At 40.4% G+C, this 16,850-nt stretch carries 16 protein-coding genes; 2 read left to right on the forward strand and 14 right to left on the reverse strand.

The genetic code is table 11. The annotated features are described in order from the left end of the window. Positions 1-326 precede the first annotated feature (326 nt). The 3 genes from DG474_RS05560 to DG474_RS05570 form a co-directional block, all read right to left on the reverse strand. Positions 327-2,126 (reverse strand): Spy0128 family protein, encoded by a 1,800-nt coding sequence (locus DG474_RS05560; protein WP_304665019.1) that lies wholly within the window; start codon positions 2,124-2,126, stop codon positions 327-329. A gap of 291 nt (positions 2,127-2,417) precedes the next feature. Further along, a complete protein-coding gene (locus DG474_RS05565; RefSeq protein WP_255777618.1) occupies positions 2,418-3,647 on the reverse strand; it encodes a tetratricopeptide repeat protein in 1,230 nt (409 codons plus the stop codon). Then, positions 3,637-4,803, reverse strand: a complete 1,167-nt coding sequence (locus DG474_RS05570) for an AI-2E family transporter (RefSeq protein WP_255777619.1) — start codon at positions 4,801-4,803, stop codon at positions 3,637-3,639. Before DG474_RS05570 ends, DG474_RS05565 begins: the two co-directional genes overlap by 11 nt. A gap of 144 nt (positions 4,804-4,947) precedes the next feature. Between DG474_RS05570 and DG474_RS05575 the strand changes: the two genes are divergently transcribed. Next, complete coding sequence (locus DG474_RS05575; RefSeq protein ID WP_255777620.1) at positions 4,948-5,961, forward strand: lactonase family protein; 1,014 nt, start codon at positions 4,948-4,950, stop codon at positions 5,959-5,961. A gap of 32 nt (positions 5,962-5,993) precedes the next feature. Here the strand turns inward: DG474_RS05575 and DG474_RS05580 are convergent, their stop codons facing one another. The 11 genes from DG474_RS05580 to DG474_RS05630 all read right to left on the reverse strand — a co-directional run bounded on the left by DG474_RS05580 (position 5,994) and on the right by DG474_RS05630 (position 15,109). Then, positions 5,994-6,413: a F0F1 ATP synthase subunit epsilon gene (locus DG474_RS05580; protein WP_000940836.1), complete on the reverse strand. Its 420-nt coding sequence runs from the start codon at positions 6,411-6,413 to the stop codon at positions 5,994-5,996. Positions 6,414-6,423: 10 nt separating this feature from the next. After that, entirely contained in the window at positions 6,424-7,830 is a 1,407-nt protein-coding gene (gene atpD / locus DG474_RS05585) for a F0F1 ATP synthase subunit beta (protein WP_255777621.1), read from the reverse strand. Between the two features lie 191 nt (positions 7,831-8,021). Further along, on the reverse strand, positions 8,022-8,900 hold the full coding sequence (locus DG474_RS05590) for a F0F1 ATP synthase subunit gamma (protein ID WP_000301228.1): 879 nt from the start codon (positions 8,898-8,900) through the stop codon (positions 8,022-8,024). Between the two features lie 15 nt (positions 8,901-8,915). Continuing rightward, the gene (gene atpA / locus DG474_RS05595; protein WP_000996617.1) at positions 8,916-10,421 is read right to left on the reverse strand and encodes a F0F1 ATP synthase subunit alpha; all 1,506 of its coding nucleotides are present in this window, start codon (positions 10,419-10,421) and stop codon (positions 8,916-8,918) included. A gap of 14 nt (positions 10,422-10,435) precedes the next feature. Continuing rightward, positions 10,436-10,972 (reverse strand): F0F1 ATP synthase subunit delta, encoded by a 537-nt coding sequence (locus DG474_RS05600; RefSeq protein WP_038806143.1) that lies wholly within the window; start codon positions 10,970-10,972, stop codon positions 10,436-10,438. After that, complete coding sequence (gene atpF, locus DG474_RS05605) at positions 10,972-11,466, reverse strand: F0F1 ATP synthase subunit B (protein WP_000558543.1); 495 nt, start codon at positions 11,464-11,466, stop codon at positions 10,972-10,974. The genes DG474_RS05600 and atpF overlap by 1 nt, the downstream gene beginning before the upstream one ends. Before the next feature lie 13 nt (positions 11,467-11,479). Next, complete coding sequence (gene atpB, locus DG474_RS05610) at positions 11,480-12,196, reverse strand: F0F1 ATP synthase subunit A (RefSeq protein WP_000392869.1); 717 nt, start codon at positions 12,194-12,196, stop codon at positions 11,480-11,482. Positions 12,197-12,230: 34 nt separating this feature from the next. Then, positions 12,231-12,431, reverse strand: coding sequence for a F0F1 ATP synthase subunit C (locus tag DG474_RS05615; protein WP_001054556.1), 201 nt, complete (start codon positions 12,429-12,431; stop codon positions 12,231-12,233). 231 nt (positions 12,432-12,662) lie between these two features. Beyond that, on the reverse strand, positions 12,663-12,974 hold the full coding sequence (locus DG474_RS05620; protein WP_033629853.1) for a CHY zinc finger protein: 312 nt from the start codon (positions 12,972-12,974) through the stop codon (positions 12,663-12,665). A gap of 14 nt (positions 12,975-12,988) precedes the next feature. Then, positions 12,989-14,275, reverse strand: coding sequence for a peptidase U32 family protein (locus tag DG474_RS05625; protein ID WP_000169095.1), 1,287 nt, complete (start codon positions 14,273-14,275; stop codon positions 12,989-12,991). Positions 14,276-14,410: 135 nt separating this feature from the next. After that, complete coding sequence (locus DG474_RS05630; protein WP_084859997.1) at positions 14,411-15,109, reverse strand: GntR family transcriptional regulator; 699 nt, start codon at positions 15,107-15,109, stop codon at positions 14,411-14,413. Between the two features lie 139 nt (positions 15,110-15,248). Here DG474_RS05630 and guaA point away from each other — a divergent pair, with 139 nt between their 5' ends. Continuing rightward, positions 15,249-16,811, forward strand: coding sequence for a glutamine-hydrolyzing GMP synthase (guaA, locus tag DG474_RS05635; RefSeq protein ID WP_255777626.1), 1,563 nt, complete (start codon positions 15,249-15,251; stop codon positions 16,809-16,811). Positions 16,812-16,850 lie beyond the last annotated feature (39 nt).

Genomic DNA, 16,850 nt, shown 5'->3' on the forward strand with positions numbered 1-16,850 from the left:
TTGTAAAAAAATTCTATAATTCTTGAACTATACACCTTTATCTAAGAAATAAGAGCGAAATATCATCTTACAGAATTCGAAGAATTATAAGGATTCTAGACTCGAATATAAGTTTAACTTCTAAATCTGAGAGAACAATGATCCAATTTTTTTATCAAATATCTATAAAAATTTCATTGATACAGAACGCTGTTTTCTCTCATTCACTTCATACCTCTAGAGATATAAAAAAAGAACCACTTTATAAGAATAGTATCATTTCTACTATCCATACAAGTGGCTCTTTGATGATGCCATAGCAAGGGCATCAAAATTTTTCAACTAGATTATTTAACTTTTTTGAAACGGAATAAGAGAATGGAACCAAATGCAAGTACTACTCCTACAACAGTAAGCAAGATAGTCATTTCAGATGTACCAGTATTTGGTAGTTCTTTATTTTCTTCTGGTTGTTTAGGTTTGTTATCAGAAGAACCTGGAGTCTCAGTAGCATAAGTATTTGTGATGGTTGGATTATTACCTGTAACTGTTGCTACAAGTTGACCCTGACCATTGTCTGCAACTTTTACTGTTACTGTATAAGCATTTTTATCATAAGTTACACCAGCTTCACCACCATCTTTTTCAGTGATCGTGTATGTGTGAGTTCCTGTAGCAGTGTATTCAATCGCTGGGAAAGCAACTGTTCCGTCTGCAGCATTCTTAGCTGTTGCTACAAGTTTGTCGCCTTCTTTCAATTCAAATTCATATTTATCTGCCTCAAGAGGTTTACCATTTAGGACTTTTTTAGCAGTAATTGAAGTTGTTGCAGATTTAACAGAATACGAATTTACAAAAACTTTATTGTCATATTTAACACTTGCAAACTTCTCACCATAAACATCTGTTACAGTAACTTCTGCGTTAATAGTCTTATCATCGTAAGCAAAACCTGGTTTTTGATCATTAACTTCTTTGATCTGATACTGATAAGTACCCACTGTAGAGAATTTAACGGCTTTAAATTTCACTTTACCATCTTTATCATTCTTAACAGTTTCAACAACTGATCCGTTTGGATCAAGTAGTTGGAAGCTAAATTCTTCAGCAGCTAAGTCTTTTCCTTTTAACTGCTTAGAAACCTCAAATGAAACTTCTGTAGAACGTGAACCAGAACTAATACCTTCAGTTGTGGTTAATGGTGCAAAACCTTCTACATCAAAGTTTTCAGTCGAAGTCGTAATTTTAACGTTATTGAAAGCTTTCTTTGTTGTATTATCAACTGGTGCGGTGATACGAGTCTTATAAACTACATACAAACCTTGGTTGGTTAGATCACCATTACCATTTGGAGTAATAGTGAAGCGATTTGAATCTTGAACAACAATGTGACTTGGATTCAAAAGAGGATGATGCTCATCCTTACCCCATTCAGTAAAGTAGTAACCTGTAATCTCACTAGCTAATACTTGCCCTTCAGGGATTGTATCTTGAATCGAAACACCTTCATAAGGATTAGCATATTTGTTTACGCGAATATACCAATTAATATAATTTGGATCGTTTGTATCTTGAACTCCCCATTTAGTAAATCCTGTTGAATCCTCATCTGGAACAATACGAGTCAAATTGTATACTCCTGCTCCAGGAATGTTGATTGGATACGATTTATTGAGTTCAACATTATCAGCCCATACAACAGTAAATAAGGCCGAAATTTGTTTCTCTTCAGGTAAGTTAGCAAAATAATCTTCGTTACTTACCGTCACAGTCGCTGTATTTGCAGACTTATTTGTCGTTAACTCAGCAACTTTAGTGACTCCATCGTTACCAAAGATTTCAGTAGTTGAATCTGATTCAATTTTGAATTCATTTGGCACTTTATAAACCATAAAGTCACCATTCTTCAACGTTGTTGAGTTGTCGAATTTGTAAGTGGTTTGAAGGTAAAATTTCCCTTCACCATACTCTGCACCGTCAACTAACTTATTATTGTTAATTGTCGGTACTGTCGTTAGCGTATAGCTACTAGATGGTAGTTCAGCAGCTTTAACCACATTGCTAGTTCTTAGTACTGGGATAAATACTGAAGCTACTAACAATAGCGCCATGAATGCATGAGAAAGTTTTTTATTAATCTTTTTCACAACATTTGCCTCCTTTATTTTTGGGGATAGATTCCCCTATTTATTATTATATATTCTTATATAAATTTGTCAAGTATTTCATAGTAGTTCGATGTTCAAATCATACCTTTAAACTCTTATTTTATAGGGTGTAGCAGGCTTTCATCGTTCAAAACTACATCTAAATTGGCTATAAGAAATTTTAACATTTATATTATATTAGTAAAAAAGAAAAGACCTCTGAGGTCTTTCAAATCATTCATTTAAAGTCATTCGTTTCTGTTAACGAGATTTTACAAAAATTAGAAATCCTTAAAGTGTTTCTAAGAGTTCTTGCATCTGAACATCATCTGGAATGAGTTTTAAATAAGCTTCAGCTTGCACTTTGGCTTCTTCAAAATACCCCAATTCACGCAAAAGATAAGTATACTGCTCCAGAAACTCAGGATTATCCTTAAGGTCAGACGATAGTTCCTGATAGAGCTCATAGGCCTTATCTAAATCCTCGATTTCCTGGTAAGAACGGGCAATCATCCACTTGGTCAGGAGATTTTCAGGTTCTTGACTTTGGAGAGCGATAATATCTTCGTACCGTTCTTGTTCCATATAAATAGTTGCAAGGCGAAGGAAAATTTCTTCTGTATCCTCTGCATCTTCTTTAGCAGTAAGGAGAAACTGCTCTGCACTATTAGGATCATGCAATTCATACGAAAACTGTGAAGCAGCTAATAAGAGACGAGTTTCAAATGGATTTTTCTCCAAACCTTGTTTAGCGATACGAAGGGCCTCTTCCACCTGATGTTCCTTATGCAAAGCTTGACTATAACCATATTCATATCCTTCAAAGTCAGGTGAAATGGTATCAATCTGCTTGAAGTAAAGAACAGATTTTTGATACTCTTCTTGGTCAAAGTAAAGGCTAGCCAGTTCAAAGGCAGTTTGGTCATCGTATTCTAGTTCTAAAGCTTTTTCTAAGAATTCAGTTGCAGCTTCAAACTTGCCTAACTGGGCATAAGCGTAACCAATTCGTTGATAAGTTGAGACACCCGTTTGCTCATAGATAGAGCGATTATCTAATTGAGCATAGCTCTGAATGGCTTCCTGATAATTCCCTAACTCGCTATCCAACTCAGCCAAACCAAAAACTAATAAGGTATCATCTGAGTAGTTTAAGGCTTCCAGTAACTTTTCACGCGCTACATCTGTCAATCCTTCCAACTGATAGAGGTCAGCCTTCAAGGCCAAAGCCGATACGTACCAGTCACTTTCGGGTGTGATTTCCTCAAGGTAAGCAAAGGCTTCCTCAACATTGCCATCCTCACTAGTAATGCTTGCTAAATTCAGATTCACTTCTGGGAAATCTGTAACGATATCTTGGTAAATTTCTTTTGCTTGAGGATAAAAGCCAATTCCCTCTAGATAGCTTGCTAGTTCATAGAGAATCTCACTTGAATCTGTTTCGAGGGCTTTGTGAAAATAATGTTCTGCTTTGGTTAAATCCTGTTCATCCAAAGCCTGGAGCATGCGTTGACTATTGTTCACTCTTGATTTCCTCCCCTTCTTCTTCATACAAACCGCTGACTTTTTTATACCAGTTAAAGATAGCTGAGATAACGACCTTGGCAGAGGCATAGACTGGGATTCCCAGCAAGACTCCCCAAATACCAAACATAGACCCTGAAGTTAGGAGAACAAAGAGGACATTGATTGGATGGATGTTTAGCTGACTACCTAAAATAAGCGGAGAAACGAAGCGACCTTCAATCGTTTGTTCAACAATAAAGACAATAATCACTTTCAAAAGCATGACAGGCCCCGCTATCAAGCCCAAAACCAGAGCAGGCAACATCGCTAGAAAACTACCCAGGTAAGGTACTAGATTGAGGATACCAGCCGTGATACCAAGAGTCACAGCATATCTGAGACCAATAATCTTAAAGAAGATAATAAACATAATTGCCACGATAATAGCAACTGTAACCTGTCCTCTAACGTAGTTTGATAACTGTTTATTAACATCTGACAAAACTTGTCCGACAGGTTCTTTTAACTTGTTTGGGATGAATTTAGTCAGGTAATCCCTCAAGCCTTTCCCATCTCTCAAAAGATAAAAGAGCATGAAGGGTACGATAATAACCGCTACAATGACCTGGGAAACGCTACTGATAAAGGCGCTAACCCAGTTAACAGCTTGAGAAGAGATTTTGCTGGCCCACATGGTCGCCTCACTAGAAACATTGGCAAGAACCTGCTCCAACTGTGGTCTAAAATCATCTGGCAAACGTTTGGTTACAAGGTCATTGATCACCTTATCAGCATCTTCCAGGTATGTCGGCACATTCTTCGCAAAATTTAAGACTTGACGTTGCAGATTTGGAATAGCAACCGCAAGCCCCCAAATGATAAAGAGTCCAATAACAACAAAAATAATACTAATGGCAAGGACACGATTGATCTTGTGCTTCTCCATCCAGTCCACAATCGGATTGAGGAGGTAATAAAGTAAACCAGATAAAATAACTGGCAACATGACAACCCCAAGAAAATCCAAAACTGGTAAAAAGATAAAACTAATCTTACTTAGAATAAAAATATTTAGCCCCAGTAACAAGGTTACTAAAAATACAGTGATGGCTTTATTATCTAAAAACCACTTAAAAAACCAAGATAGGCTAAAATGTTTCTCTTTATGTTCCATAAATACATCCTTTCTGTCATTCTCTCATTATACCATTTTTAGACTAAAATAACTCTTTTTTAAAGTGCTTACATGGATGAATCTGATGCTTCATGACTGCCATTTTGTGGTATAATGAACTTATCATTATTAAGAGGTATGGACATGAAAGAAACTGTTTATTTTGGAACTTACACTCGTCGCTTATCTAAAGGGATTTACAAGGCAGATTTTGATACAGAAACAGGCCAGCTTGAAAATCTTGAACTCTTTGCTGCTGAACCAAGTCCAACCTACCTTGCCTTTGACCAACAGCAACACTTATACACCGTAGGGAGCCAGGATGGCTTAGGTGGAATCGCTGCTTACAAGACAGATGGGGCTTTGCTAAATCATGTGGTTGAAGAAGGCGCTCCCCATTGTTATGTGGCAGTGGATGAAAAGCGTGGTCTCGTTTATGGGGCCAACTATCATAAAGGTCAAGTTCTCGTTTATAAACGTCAAACGGATGGTAGCCTCATCCAAACAGATCTAGATCAGCATAGTGGACAAGGTCCTCATGAAAACCAAACTTCCCCACATGTACACTTTACAGATCTAACACCTGACCAGTACCTCGTCACCTGTGATCTAGGAACAGATGAGGTAACAACCTATGATGTTAGTCCAGAAGGAAAACTAAATAAACTCTACACTTATCACAGCCAAGCTGGAGCAGGTGCACGCCACATCGTTTTCCACCACCACTATAAGATTGCCTATCTCATCTGCGAACTTAATAGCACGATAGAGGTCTTGATTTATGATGGAGTTGGTGAATTTGAACGCATGCAAGTTATTTCAACCTTACCAGATGGATACGAAGGCTTTAATGCTACTGCTGCCATTCGTCTTTCAAAAGATGGCAAATACCTCTATGCATCCAACCGAGGTCATGATTCCATTGCAGTCTATACAATCCTCGCTGATGGTAGCTTGGAATTATTAGAGATTGTACCAAGCCATGGTAAAAATCCACGTGATTTCGACCTAACTCCTGATCAAGAGTTTCTCATTGCTGTTCATCAAGATTCTGATAACGCAACCGTTTTTAAGCGCAATCCTAAAAGTGGTCGTCTTGCAGAGCTTTCTAACGACTTCCATGTCCCTGAAGGAGTCTGCATCAACTTCCCACATTAAAAAAAATGAACTTGAAATTCAAGTTCATTTTTTTATAGTCTATTTCCGACATTGATACGGTTGATAGCACGTTGCAATGCGATTTTTGCACGACGTTCTTGGTCAATCAAGTGCTTGTCATGGGCTTCTTCGATTTCTCGTTCAGCTCGAAGTTTCGCACGTTCTGCACGACTGATGTCAATATCACGAGCACGCTCTGCTGAGTCTGCTACAATAGTAATGATATCATTAGCAATCTCGATAATTCCTCCGTTCACTGCTATCCAGTTCACATGAGTATCATCATCGATACGTTTTACCTTCACTTCATCAACCGCTAAAACAGCAATCATATTTTCATGTCGTGGCAAGATCCCCATCTCACCATCCAGAGTTCGTACCGATACAAAGCTGGCATGGTGATCATAGACGAGGCCATCTGGTGTCACGATCTGGACAGTTAAATGAGCCATAGATCACCTCTTAAAATCCCATTTTTTCTGCCTTAGCAATGACGTCTTCGATTGAACCGACACCACGGAAGGCATCTTCTGGTAGCTGGTCATGTTTTCCTTCAAGGATTTCCTTAAAGCCACGAACTGTTTCCGCTACTGGCACATAAGAACCAGGTTGACCAGTAAATTGTTCTGCAACGTTAAAGTTTTGAGACAAGAAGAACTGGATACGACGGGCACGTGCAACCAAGGTCTTTTCTTCATCAGAAAGTTCATCCATACCAAGGATAGCAATGATATCTTGCAATTCATGGTAACGTTGAAGGACACGTTTAACCTCAGCAGCAACTGCATAGTGCTCCTCACCAACAATCTCAGGTGCCAAGGCACGAGAGCTTGAAGCTAGAGGGTCAACGGCTGGGTAAATACCCAACTGTACCAACTTACGTTCCAAGTTTGTAGTTGAATCCAAGTGAGCGAAAGCTGTTGCTGGCGCAGGGTCAGTATAGTCATCCGCTGGCACATAGATAGCCTGGATAGAGGTTACAGAACCCTTCTTAGTTGATGTGATACGCTCTTGCAATTGACCCATTTCAGTAGCAAGTGTTGGTTGGTAACCAACGGCTGAAGGCATACGACCCAAAAGGGCAGATACTTCTGAACCAGCTTGAGTGAAACGGAAGATATTATCGATAAAGAGAAGCACATCTTGGCCTTCTACATCACGGAAATATTCGGCGATTGTCAAACCAGTAAGGGCAACACGCATACGGGCTCCTGGTGGCTCATTCATCTGACCAAATACCATGGCTGTTTTCTCGATAACGCCTGATTCTTTCATTTCCCAGTAAAGGTCGTTCCCCTCACGAGTACGTTCCCCAACACCAGTAAATACTGAAATACCACCATGTTCTTGGGCAATGTTGTGAATCAATTCTTGGATCAAGACAGTTTTACCAACTCCGGCACCACCGAAGAGTCCAACTTTCCCACCTTTAAGGTAAGGGGCAAGAAGGTCGATAACCTTAATCCCTGTTTCCAAAATTTCAGATGAGGTAGACAATTCATCAAAAGTTGGAGCTTTCTTATGAATTGGCTGACGCTCAGCGTCCTCAGCGAAAGGAGCATCCAAGTCAATGGTATCTCCCAAAACGTTGAAGACACGTCCCAAAGTTTCTTTACCTACTGGAACGGAGATTGGACGGCCTGTGTCCAAAACTTCCATTCCACGAGTCAAACCATCTGTTGATTCCATGGCGATTGTACGGACCATACCATCACCCAACTCCAAGGCTACTTCAAGGACGATTTTTGTTTTTCTTTCGTCATTTTTGTAGACGACAAGTGCATTGTTAATCTCAGGAAGTGTTTCCCCTGCTGTAAACAAGACGTCTACAACGGGTCCGATAACCTGAGCAATTTTACCTGAACTCATCTCCTTCTCCTATTCTATATAAGATACTGTCGGTTCCTAGTTCAACTAGGTCCTAATACTCTTCGAAAATCAAATTCAAACCACGTCAGCATCACCTTACCGTACTCAAGTACAGCCTGCGGCTAGCTTCCTAGTTTGCTCTTTGATTTTCATTGAGTATAAGTTCATTTTGATACGAGGGAGGCAAAGCCTTATTCTAAGGCACTAGCCCCCGCTACGATTTCTGTAATTTCTTGTGTAATCGCCGCCTGTCTAGCACGGTTATACTGGATTGTCAAATCATTGATGACCTTCTTGGCATTATCAGTCGCCGTTTGCATGGCGGTCATACCTGCAGCATTCTCAGCTGTCTTGGCATCGATAATAGCCCCGTAAATCATACTTTCGGCATACTGTGGCAACAACTGCTCTAGAATCTCATCACGGCTCGTTTCCAACTCAAAGGTCAAGCTATACTCTTCATCCGCTTCATTTGGATCCAAGTCAACAATCGGAAGCATTTGTTCCACACGCATTTGACTTGTGAGAGTATTGACATGATGGTTGTAGCAGACGTACAATTCATCAAAAAGTTCGTTTTGGTACATCTCAATCGTTTTTGAAATAATTTTACGAACTTCATCAAAACTAGGTTGATCTGCCAAGCCACGTAGTTCATAGATTGGCTGAATACCACGAGCCTTAAAGAAATCAGCTCCCATACCACCGATACAGATTATCTCAAAATCTTTACCATCTGGATGGTATTCTTCTTTCAACTCCATAACGGCTTTAAGGATGGAAGCATTATAACCTCCAACCAAGCCACGGTCTGAAGTAATAACGATATAGCCTGTTTTCTTAACTGGGCGACTGATGAGCATCGGATTGGTTGAACCACCAGATCCGTTACCATGCAGAATATCCGTCAAAAGCTTACGAACCTTCTGAGCGTATACTTGGAAGTTGCGCGCTGCTTCTTCAGAGCGACCTAACTTGGCAGCCGATACCATTTGCATAGCATTAGTGATTTGACTCGTATTTTTGGTTGAGGCGATTTTTGTTTTAATATCATTTAGAGATACTGCCATCTGACACCTCTATTCTTATTGGAAGCTGGATTGATTGAGAAACTCTGTAATCGCAGCATCCAAGACTGCTTCTTCTGGCAAGTCTTTTGTTTCACGAATGGTTTCCAAAATCTCTGGATAATGAGCATCAAAGAAAGTATGGAACTCTTCCTCAAAACGAACAATGTCATCTACAGGAATCGTATCCAAGAAACCATGTGTCAAAGCATAGAGAATGGTTACTTGTTTCTCAACAGGTAGTGGTTTGTGAACAGGTTGTTTCAATACTTCCACAGTACGACGTCCACGGTTTAACTTAGCCTGTGTTGCTGCATCCAAGTCAGAACCAAACTTAGTGAAAGCTTCCAACTCACGGTATGAAGCAAGGTCGATACGGAGTGTACCAGCAACTTTCTTCATGGCTTTGATTTGTGCCGAACCCCCTACACGGGATACAGATGAACCCGCATCAATGGCTGGACGAATACCCGCATTGAAGAGACCATCACCAAGGAAGATTTGTCCGTCAGTGATAGAAATCACGTTGGTTGCGATATAGGCAGAGATATCTCCAGCTTGTGTCTCGATAAATGGTAGGGCTGTAATAGATCCACCACCAAGTTCATCAGAAACTTTAGCTGAGCGCTCAAGCAAACGGCTGTGAAGGTAGAAAACATCCCCTGGGAAGGCTTCACGACCTGGTGGACGACGAAGCAAGAGAGAAAGTTCACGATAAGCGACCGCTTGTTTTGAAAGATCATCATAAACGATCAAAACATGCTTGCCTTGGTACATAAATTCTTCCGCCATAGCAACTCCGGCATAAGGAGCTAGGAAGAGCAATGGAGATGGTTGTGAAGCAGAGGCTGTCACAACGATTGTGTAGTCCAAGGCACCGTACTGACGAAGTGTTTCTACTTGTGTACGGACTGTTGATTCTTTTTGTCCAATTGCTACGTAGATACAGATCATATCTTGACCTTTTTGGTTCAAGATCGTATCAATCGCAATAGTTGTTTTCCCTGTCTGACGGTCACCGATAATCAACTCACGTTGACCACGACCAATCGGAACAAGGGCGTCAATAGCTTTCAAACCTGTTTGCAATGGTTCTGATACAGACTTACGTTGCATAACGCCAGGAGCTGGCGCTTCCACTGGACGAGTCTTGTCAGTATGGATATCACCAAGACCATCAACTGGACGACCAAGTGGGTCGACAACACGTCCGATTAGGCTGTCCCCCACCGGTACTTCCATGATTTTACCTGTACGGCGAATGGTATCACCTTCACGAATATCTGTAAAGTCTCCAAGGATGATAATACCGACATCAGTTGACTCCAAGTTTTGCGCCATCCCATAAGAGCCGTTTTCAAAGATCAACAGCTCTCCACTCATGGCATTTTCAAGACCGTGAGCACGCGCAATTCCGTCCCCGATATAGGTTACAACACCTGTTTCAGACACATCAAAATTGGGTTTGAAATTTTCAATTTGTTGCTTAATTAAAGCGCTGATTTCTTGTGCGTTAATTGCCAAAAGAACACCACTTTCTATTTCAAATTTTCTTTAACAACTCGAAGTTGTTGTTTTATACTCACATCAATTGTCTTGTGATTAGCAAAAATGACAAAACCACCAATGAGTCCTTCATCAATTTGTTCTTTGATACTCCGTACTTTCAGAGACATTTTTTTCTCTATCAAGGGAAGCAAACGTTCCTTCTGTTCATCTGTTAAAGGATGAGCTGAAGAAATCGTGACTACAAAATGATTGGTTTCTCTTTCAAGACGATTCAAACAATCAACAATGATATCATAAAAAAGATTTGCTCTGTGATTGTAAATCAGAACCTGAATAAAATTTTGCATTAAAGGTGAGACAGAGTCTTGAAAAAAACCAACTGTTTTTTCCTTATCAGACTCATCAACTGCCACCTGAGCTAAAAAAGAAGGTAAGCCCGTTTCTTCTGCGACTTGCTTGATTTGATCCAAGTCTGAAAAAATCCGGTCCTCTTCTCCTTTTTCAATCACTAATTGGACAAAAGGCATGCTGTACTTTTCAATGACCTTTGCTGTTTTCTTGTCCATTAGGCTTCTCCTAGCTGATCGATATACTGATCAATGAGTTCCTTATGAGCATGACTGTCAAGGTTTTTTGAGATGATTTTACCAGCAAGACTAATCGTCAAATCTGCCACCTCGCCCTTAACACTTTGCAAAGCTTCTGCTTTATTCTGAGCAATTTCTTGATTCGCCTTCTCTTTTAAGCGACCTGCTTCTACTTTAGCATCTGCCAGAATATCTGCTTTACTCTTTTCTGCAGTCTCTTTAGCATTTTCAATGATTGTTTTGGCCTCGTTGCGACTTCCAGCCAATTCATCTTCACGTTTTTGAGCAAGAGTTTCTGCTTTTTGACGAGCTTGTTCAGCTCCATCAATATCAGCAGCAATTTTATTTGCCCTTTCTTCGAAGACACTTGTCAAGTTTGACCACGCATATTTCTTAACTAAGACAATCAAAAGGATAAAAGAGCCAGCGATTAAAATAAAGTTACCAATTAATTCACCTACTGTTACGTGCATCTGTTACTCCTTTCTACTCTTCTCCATCATTTATCTTATTTCCTAAGTACATAGAAGACAACATGGTAAACACATAGGCTTGGATGCAGGAAATAAAGACAGAAAAGGCTGTCCAAGCCAAGTTAGCACCAAAAGCAACTGGATACCAATATAGAGCTTGATGAGATAGAGTGATTAGCAAACTAGCCATCACTTCTCCAGCAAAGATATTTCCGAACACCCGCAAGGCAAGTGATAAAAAGTTGGTAAACTCTTCTAAGATATTCATGGGAGTCATAAAGCCAGGTGTGATATAGGCTTTTAGATATTTTTTAATCCCACGGCGACGAATCCCTTCAATATGGGTCATCAGGATAATTCCAAATGACAAGGCCAAGTCAAACTGGAGATTTGCAGTTGGCGATGTCCAAAGGTTTGTCCCATCTGTAGTTTGAAGTTTCGCCATCAAACCGAGGTTATTTGCCAGTACCATAAATAGAAATAGACAAAGGAAAAAGAGCGAGTAGTCTTTCATGTAGCTTTTACCAATGTTAGGTTCTGTAAATCCAATAACGAAGTCATAGAAATACTCAAGTACATTTTGCTTTCCTTTGGGTTTCAAAGTCATATTGCGACTTGCCCAATAGATAAAGCCAAAAACAACTCCCACAATCAACAAGGTCATGGCTAACATGGTTAAATCAAAGGTAACAGGACCAATATTGATGGTTGGATTGATACTTTCTTCCATCTAGAATCCTCCCTTTTCTTCTCGTTCCATTTGTCTATTTGATGACGAATGAAAAGACGAGGGTAACCAAGAACGTTCCTTCAATAAAGGCAATCCCCATGATCATTAAGCTACGTAATTGTGGGATGATGTCTGGTTGGCGAGCTGCTGATTTGAACAAACCGTTCATCAACATACCTTCTGCAAGAGATACACCCATACAGGCAAGACAAAGACCGAAAAATGTTAAATTCATGATGAATTCTCCTTTTATTTAAAATTTACTTACTTAGTTTAGTCCTAAAATTTTGATTTGTCAACTTTTTACTTACGTTGAAAGCGTTTCATATGATTTATTTCTATTTTTGCTGTTTTTACCCCATTCTATAGAAAGTTTTTCCATTTTAGATTGCGAGTTTTTCTTGATTTTACTCTATTTTCTGAAACAAACTGAAAAGTCCAAGTTTAGAACTTGGATCGATTCATTTTATTTAAAATAGTAGGAATAGTGTTGTTTACAACCTGGATTAAATGGTGCACTGCAGTAAGGACAAGCCATCTGCTTTTGGTAATCTTGGAAAGTCATTGTCCTCTTACAACCCCCACATAAGATCGGTCGATCCTCAGAAAGCATCAAGGGATAGGGCGAAAACAAATGCGTTTCCATAGCATTGTGGCACTGATAACAAGCATAGTATTTTTTACACTCATAACACTGGAGGGAAACGATATCCTTTTCACCATGGTAATGAATACATCTACCTTCATTATCAACTAACAAACCTTGTGCTTGATTCATTCACATTTCCTTCTCTAGGCACGAACTGTAACGCTGGTTCCATCTTCCTTATAGAGATTGATAAGACCTTCCTTGAGAGCGCGGACCATGTCCCCTGCTTGAACAGGTTGTGGGACCTTGATTGTCAAGAGTTCCATTGGATTTGGAGCACGGTCGATTTTATTGCCCTTGGCATCATGAAGATCTTCTATATAAGTCTCAAAATGACGGAAACCTGGTCCATAAAACTCAACTTGATCGCCTTCGTTGATGACATTTCGTTGACGAATGGTTGCCGTTTGAGTCGCATCATCATAAGCAACCACTTCAGCGACAAACTTGTATTCAGGAATTTTACGACGTGCGCCAAATAACTGTTCATTTTCAGACGGCGTACCATAGTAGAAACCTGTTGCCAATTCACGTTGAGCAACTTTCCACATCTCGTCCACCAAGTCTTGTTTGATGGCTTCAAATTTCTCAGGACTTTCGAGATAAGCATCTACAGCCGCCTTGTAACAGTTGGTCACAGTTGAAACATAGTGGATAGACTTCATACGACCTTCAATCTTGAGACTGTCTACACCGTTTTCGATCATATCTGGGATATGGTCAATCATGGACATGTCGACGGCTGACATTGAAAATTCTTCTGGGATTTCACCTTTAAGACTCTTACGTTCTTGACCAAAGGGCATGTCGTAAAGATCGTATTTCCAACGGCAAGACTGAGAACAGCCCCCACGGTTGGCATCACGCATACTCATGTGGTTTGATAGTGTACAGCGACCTGAGTAGGAAATACACATGGCTCCATGCACAAAGGCCTCAATCTCAACATCAGTACGTTTGCGAATCTCTGCCAATTCTTCCATTGAAACTTCACGGGCCAAAACCACGCGAGTTAGACCAAGTTCTTTCCAGAACTCTAAAGTTTCATAGTTCGTCGCACTGGCTTGGGTTGAAAGGTGGATTTCAAGACCTGGTGCTTCAGTTGCTGCAATCATAATCAAGGCTGGATCTGACACGATAACTGCGGCAATCCCGATGTCACGCAACTTACGGAACCATTCTCCAGCACCAGCTTCGTTTCCTTCGTGCATAACCATGTTAGCAGCCACATAGACCTTGGCACCGTACTTAGCAGCAAACTGGACTCCTTCTTCCATCTGTTCAAAGGTAAAGTTTCCAGCACGGCTACGAAGACCATAGGCCTGTCCACCAATGAAGACTGCATCCGCACCATATTGAACAGCTACTTTCAGCTTCTCTAAAGTTCCTGCAGGTGATAAAACCTCAGGGCGTTTTAATGTTTTTGTCATTTTTTCTCCTATTTGCAATATAAAAGTTTGACGTTTTTCCTTCTCATTTTATAGTAAATAATGGATAAAATCAAGCCTAGCCAGATTGTTTTGACAATTCTAATCTTTTCTAAAACAAAAACTAGCCTTTCTAGACTAGTTATTTTCAAGATAAAATTCAAAGCGTTCGCCCACGTATTGACTCTTAACATACTCGAAAGCCGTCCCATCTTCAAGATAAGAGACCTGAGTCAAGGCTAAAATGGCATGCCCCTTTTCGACTTCTAGATAGTGAGCAATCTTTTCCTTAGCCAATCTCGCATAAATGGTCTGTTGGGATTTGCCAATCCGGTAGCCATATTGCTGCAAGGTCTGAAAGAAATGACTGGTTACTTCTTCTTTTTTAAAATTCTTAATAAACTTTTCGGGAATAGAAGCAACTTCATAGACCAGAGGAACTTGATCGGCATACCGAACCCGCTCCATACGGATGATATTCTCAGTTGGTGAAATACCTAGCTTTGCCACTTCCTGCTCGTTGGGAATAGTTCTTCTATAGGAAATGAGCTGACTAGAGGGAACTTTCCCTTGGGATTTGACAATCTCCGTAAAACTAGTGGTGCCCCGCATTTTTTCTTGGACACGAGTGCTAGAGACAAAAGTGCCACTTCCTACACGACGCTCCAAAACTCCTTCCTCAACCAAGAGAGAGATGGCTTGTCGCAAAGTCATCCGACTGACTTGAAACTGGTCTGCAAGATCCCGTTCACTTGGCAGTCTTTCTCCTATCATCCAACGATGCTCGTCGATATCTTTTTTTATCTGATCGTGGATTTTCATATAAGCTGGTAACATGATTCTCACTTCTTTTCTTTATTTTCTCCATTGTACCGTATTTGCTAAGAAAAATCAAACTTTGCCTTGTTTAGTTGGTAATTCGCCCCTATTTGTGATAGAATATTGAAAAAGATATTTCTTTTGAGAAAGGAAAAAGATGAGCAAGATTTCAACTGATTTGCAAGATGTCGAAAAAATCATCGTACTAGACTATGGTAGCCAATACAACCAGCTAATTTCACGCCGTATCCGTGAAATTGGTGTTTTTTCAGAGCTAAAAAGCCACAAGATTTCAGCAGCAGAGGTTCGTGCGATTAACCCTGTAGGGATCATTCTCTCAGGTGGACCAAACTCTGTTTACGAAGAAGGTTCATTTGATATTGACCCAGAAATTTTTGAACTTGGTATTCCAATTTTGGGAATCTGCTATGGTATGCAACTTCTTACCCACAAACTTGGAGGTAAGGTTGTCCCAGCAGGTGATGCTGGAAACCGCGAGTATGGTCAATCCCCACTTACTCACACTCCTTCTGCCCTCTTTGAAGGGACTCCTGAAGAACAGATTGTTTTGATGAGCCATGGTGATGCGGTTACTGAAATTCCTGCTGATTTTGTTCGTACTGGAACTTCTGCTGACTGTCCTTATGCAGCTATTGAAAATCCAGACAAACATATCTACGGTATCCAATTCCATCCAGAGGTTCGCCATTCTGTCTATGGAAATGATATCCTTCGCAACTTTGCCCTTAATATCTGTAAGGCTAAAGGCGACTGGTCAATGGATAACTTTATCGAGATGCAGATTCAAAAAATCCGTGAAACTGTTGGAGACAAACGTGTCCTTCTCGGTCTATCTGGTGGTGTTGACTCTTCTGTCGTTGGCGTTCTACTCCAAAAAGCCATCGGTGATCAATTAATCTGTATCTTTGTAGACCACGGTCTTCTCCGCAAGGGAGAGGCTGACCAAGTTATGGACATGCTTGGTGGTAAGTTTGGGTTGAATATCGTCAAAGCAGACGCTGCAAAACGCTTCCTTGATAAACTTGCTGGCGTTTCTGACCCTGAACAAAAACGGAAGATTATCGGTAATGAGTTTGTTTATGTCTTTGATGACGAGGCAAGCAAGCTCAAAGATGTGAAATTCCTTGCTCAAGGAACTCTTTATACTGACGTGATTGAGTCTGGTACTGATACTGCTCAAACCATCAAATCACACCACAACGTGGGTGGTCTTCCAGAAGACATGCAGTTTGAATTGATTGAACCATTGAACACTCTTTATAAAGACGAAGTTCGTGCCCTCGGTACAGAGCTTGGTATGCCAGACCACATCGTATGGCGTCAACCATTCCCAGGACCAGGACTCGCTATCCGTGTCATGGGTGAAATCACTGAAGAAAAACTAGAAACTGTTCGTGAGTCTGATGCTATCCTTCGTGAAGAAATTGCTAAAGCTGGTCTTGACCGCGATATCTGGCAATACTTCACTGTCAACACAGGCGTTCGTTCAGTCGGTGTTATGGGTGATGGTCGTACTTATGACTATACCATTGCAATCCGTGCTATCACTTCTATCGATGGTATGACAGCTGACTTCGCTAAGATTCCTTGGGAAGTTCTCCAGAAAATCTCAGTTCGTATCGTAAATGAAGTTGACCACGTTAACCGAATCGTCTACGATATTACAAGTAAACCACCAGCAACCGTTGAGTGGGAATAAACCAATCAAACACAAAAGAACTCTGAATTGGATTCAGAG

It is taken from the genome of Streptococcus oralis (assembly GCF_024399415.1).
GTDB classification, from domain to species: domain Bacteria; phylum Bacillota; class Bacilli; order Lactobacillales; family Streptococcaceae; genus Streptococcus; species Streptococcus oralis_CS.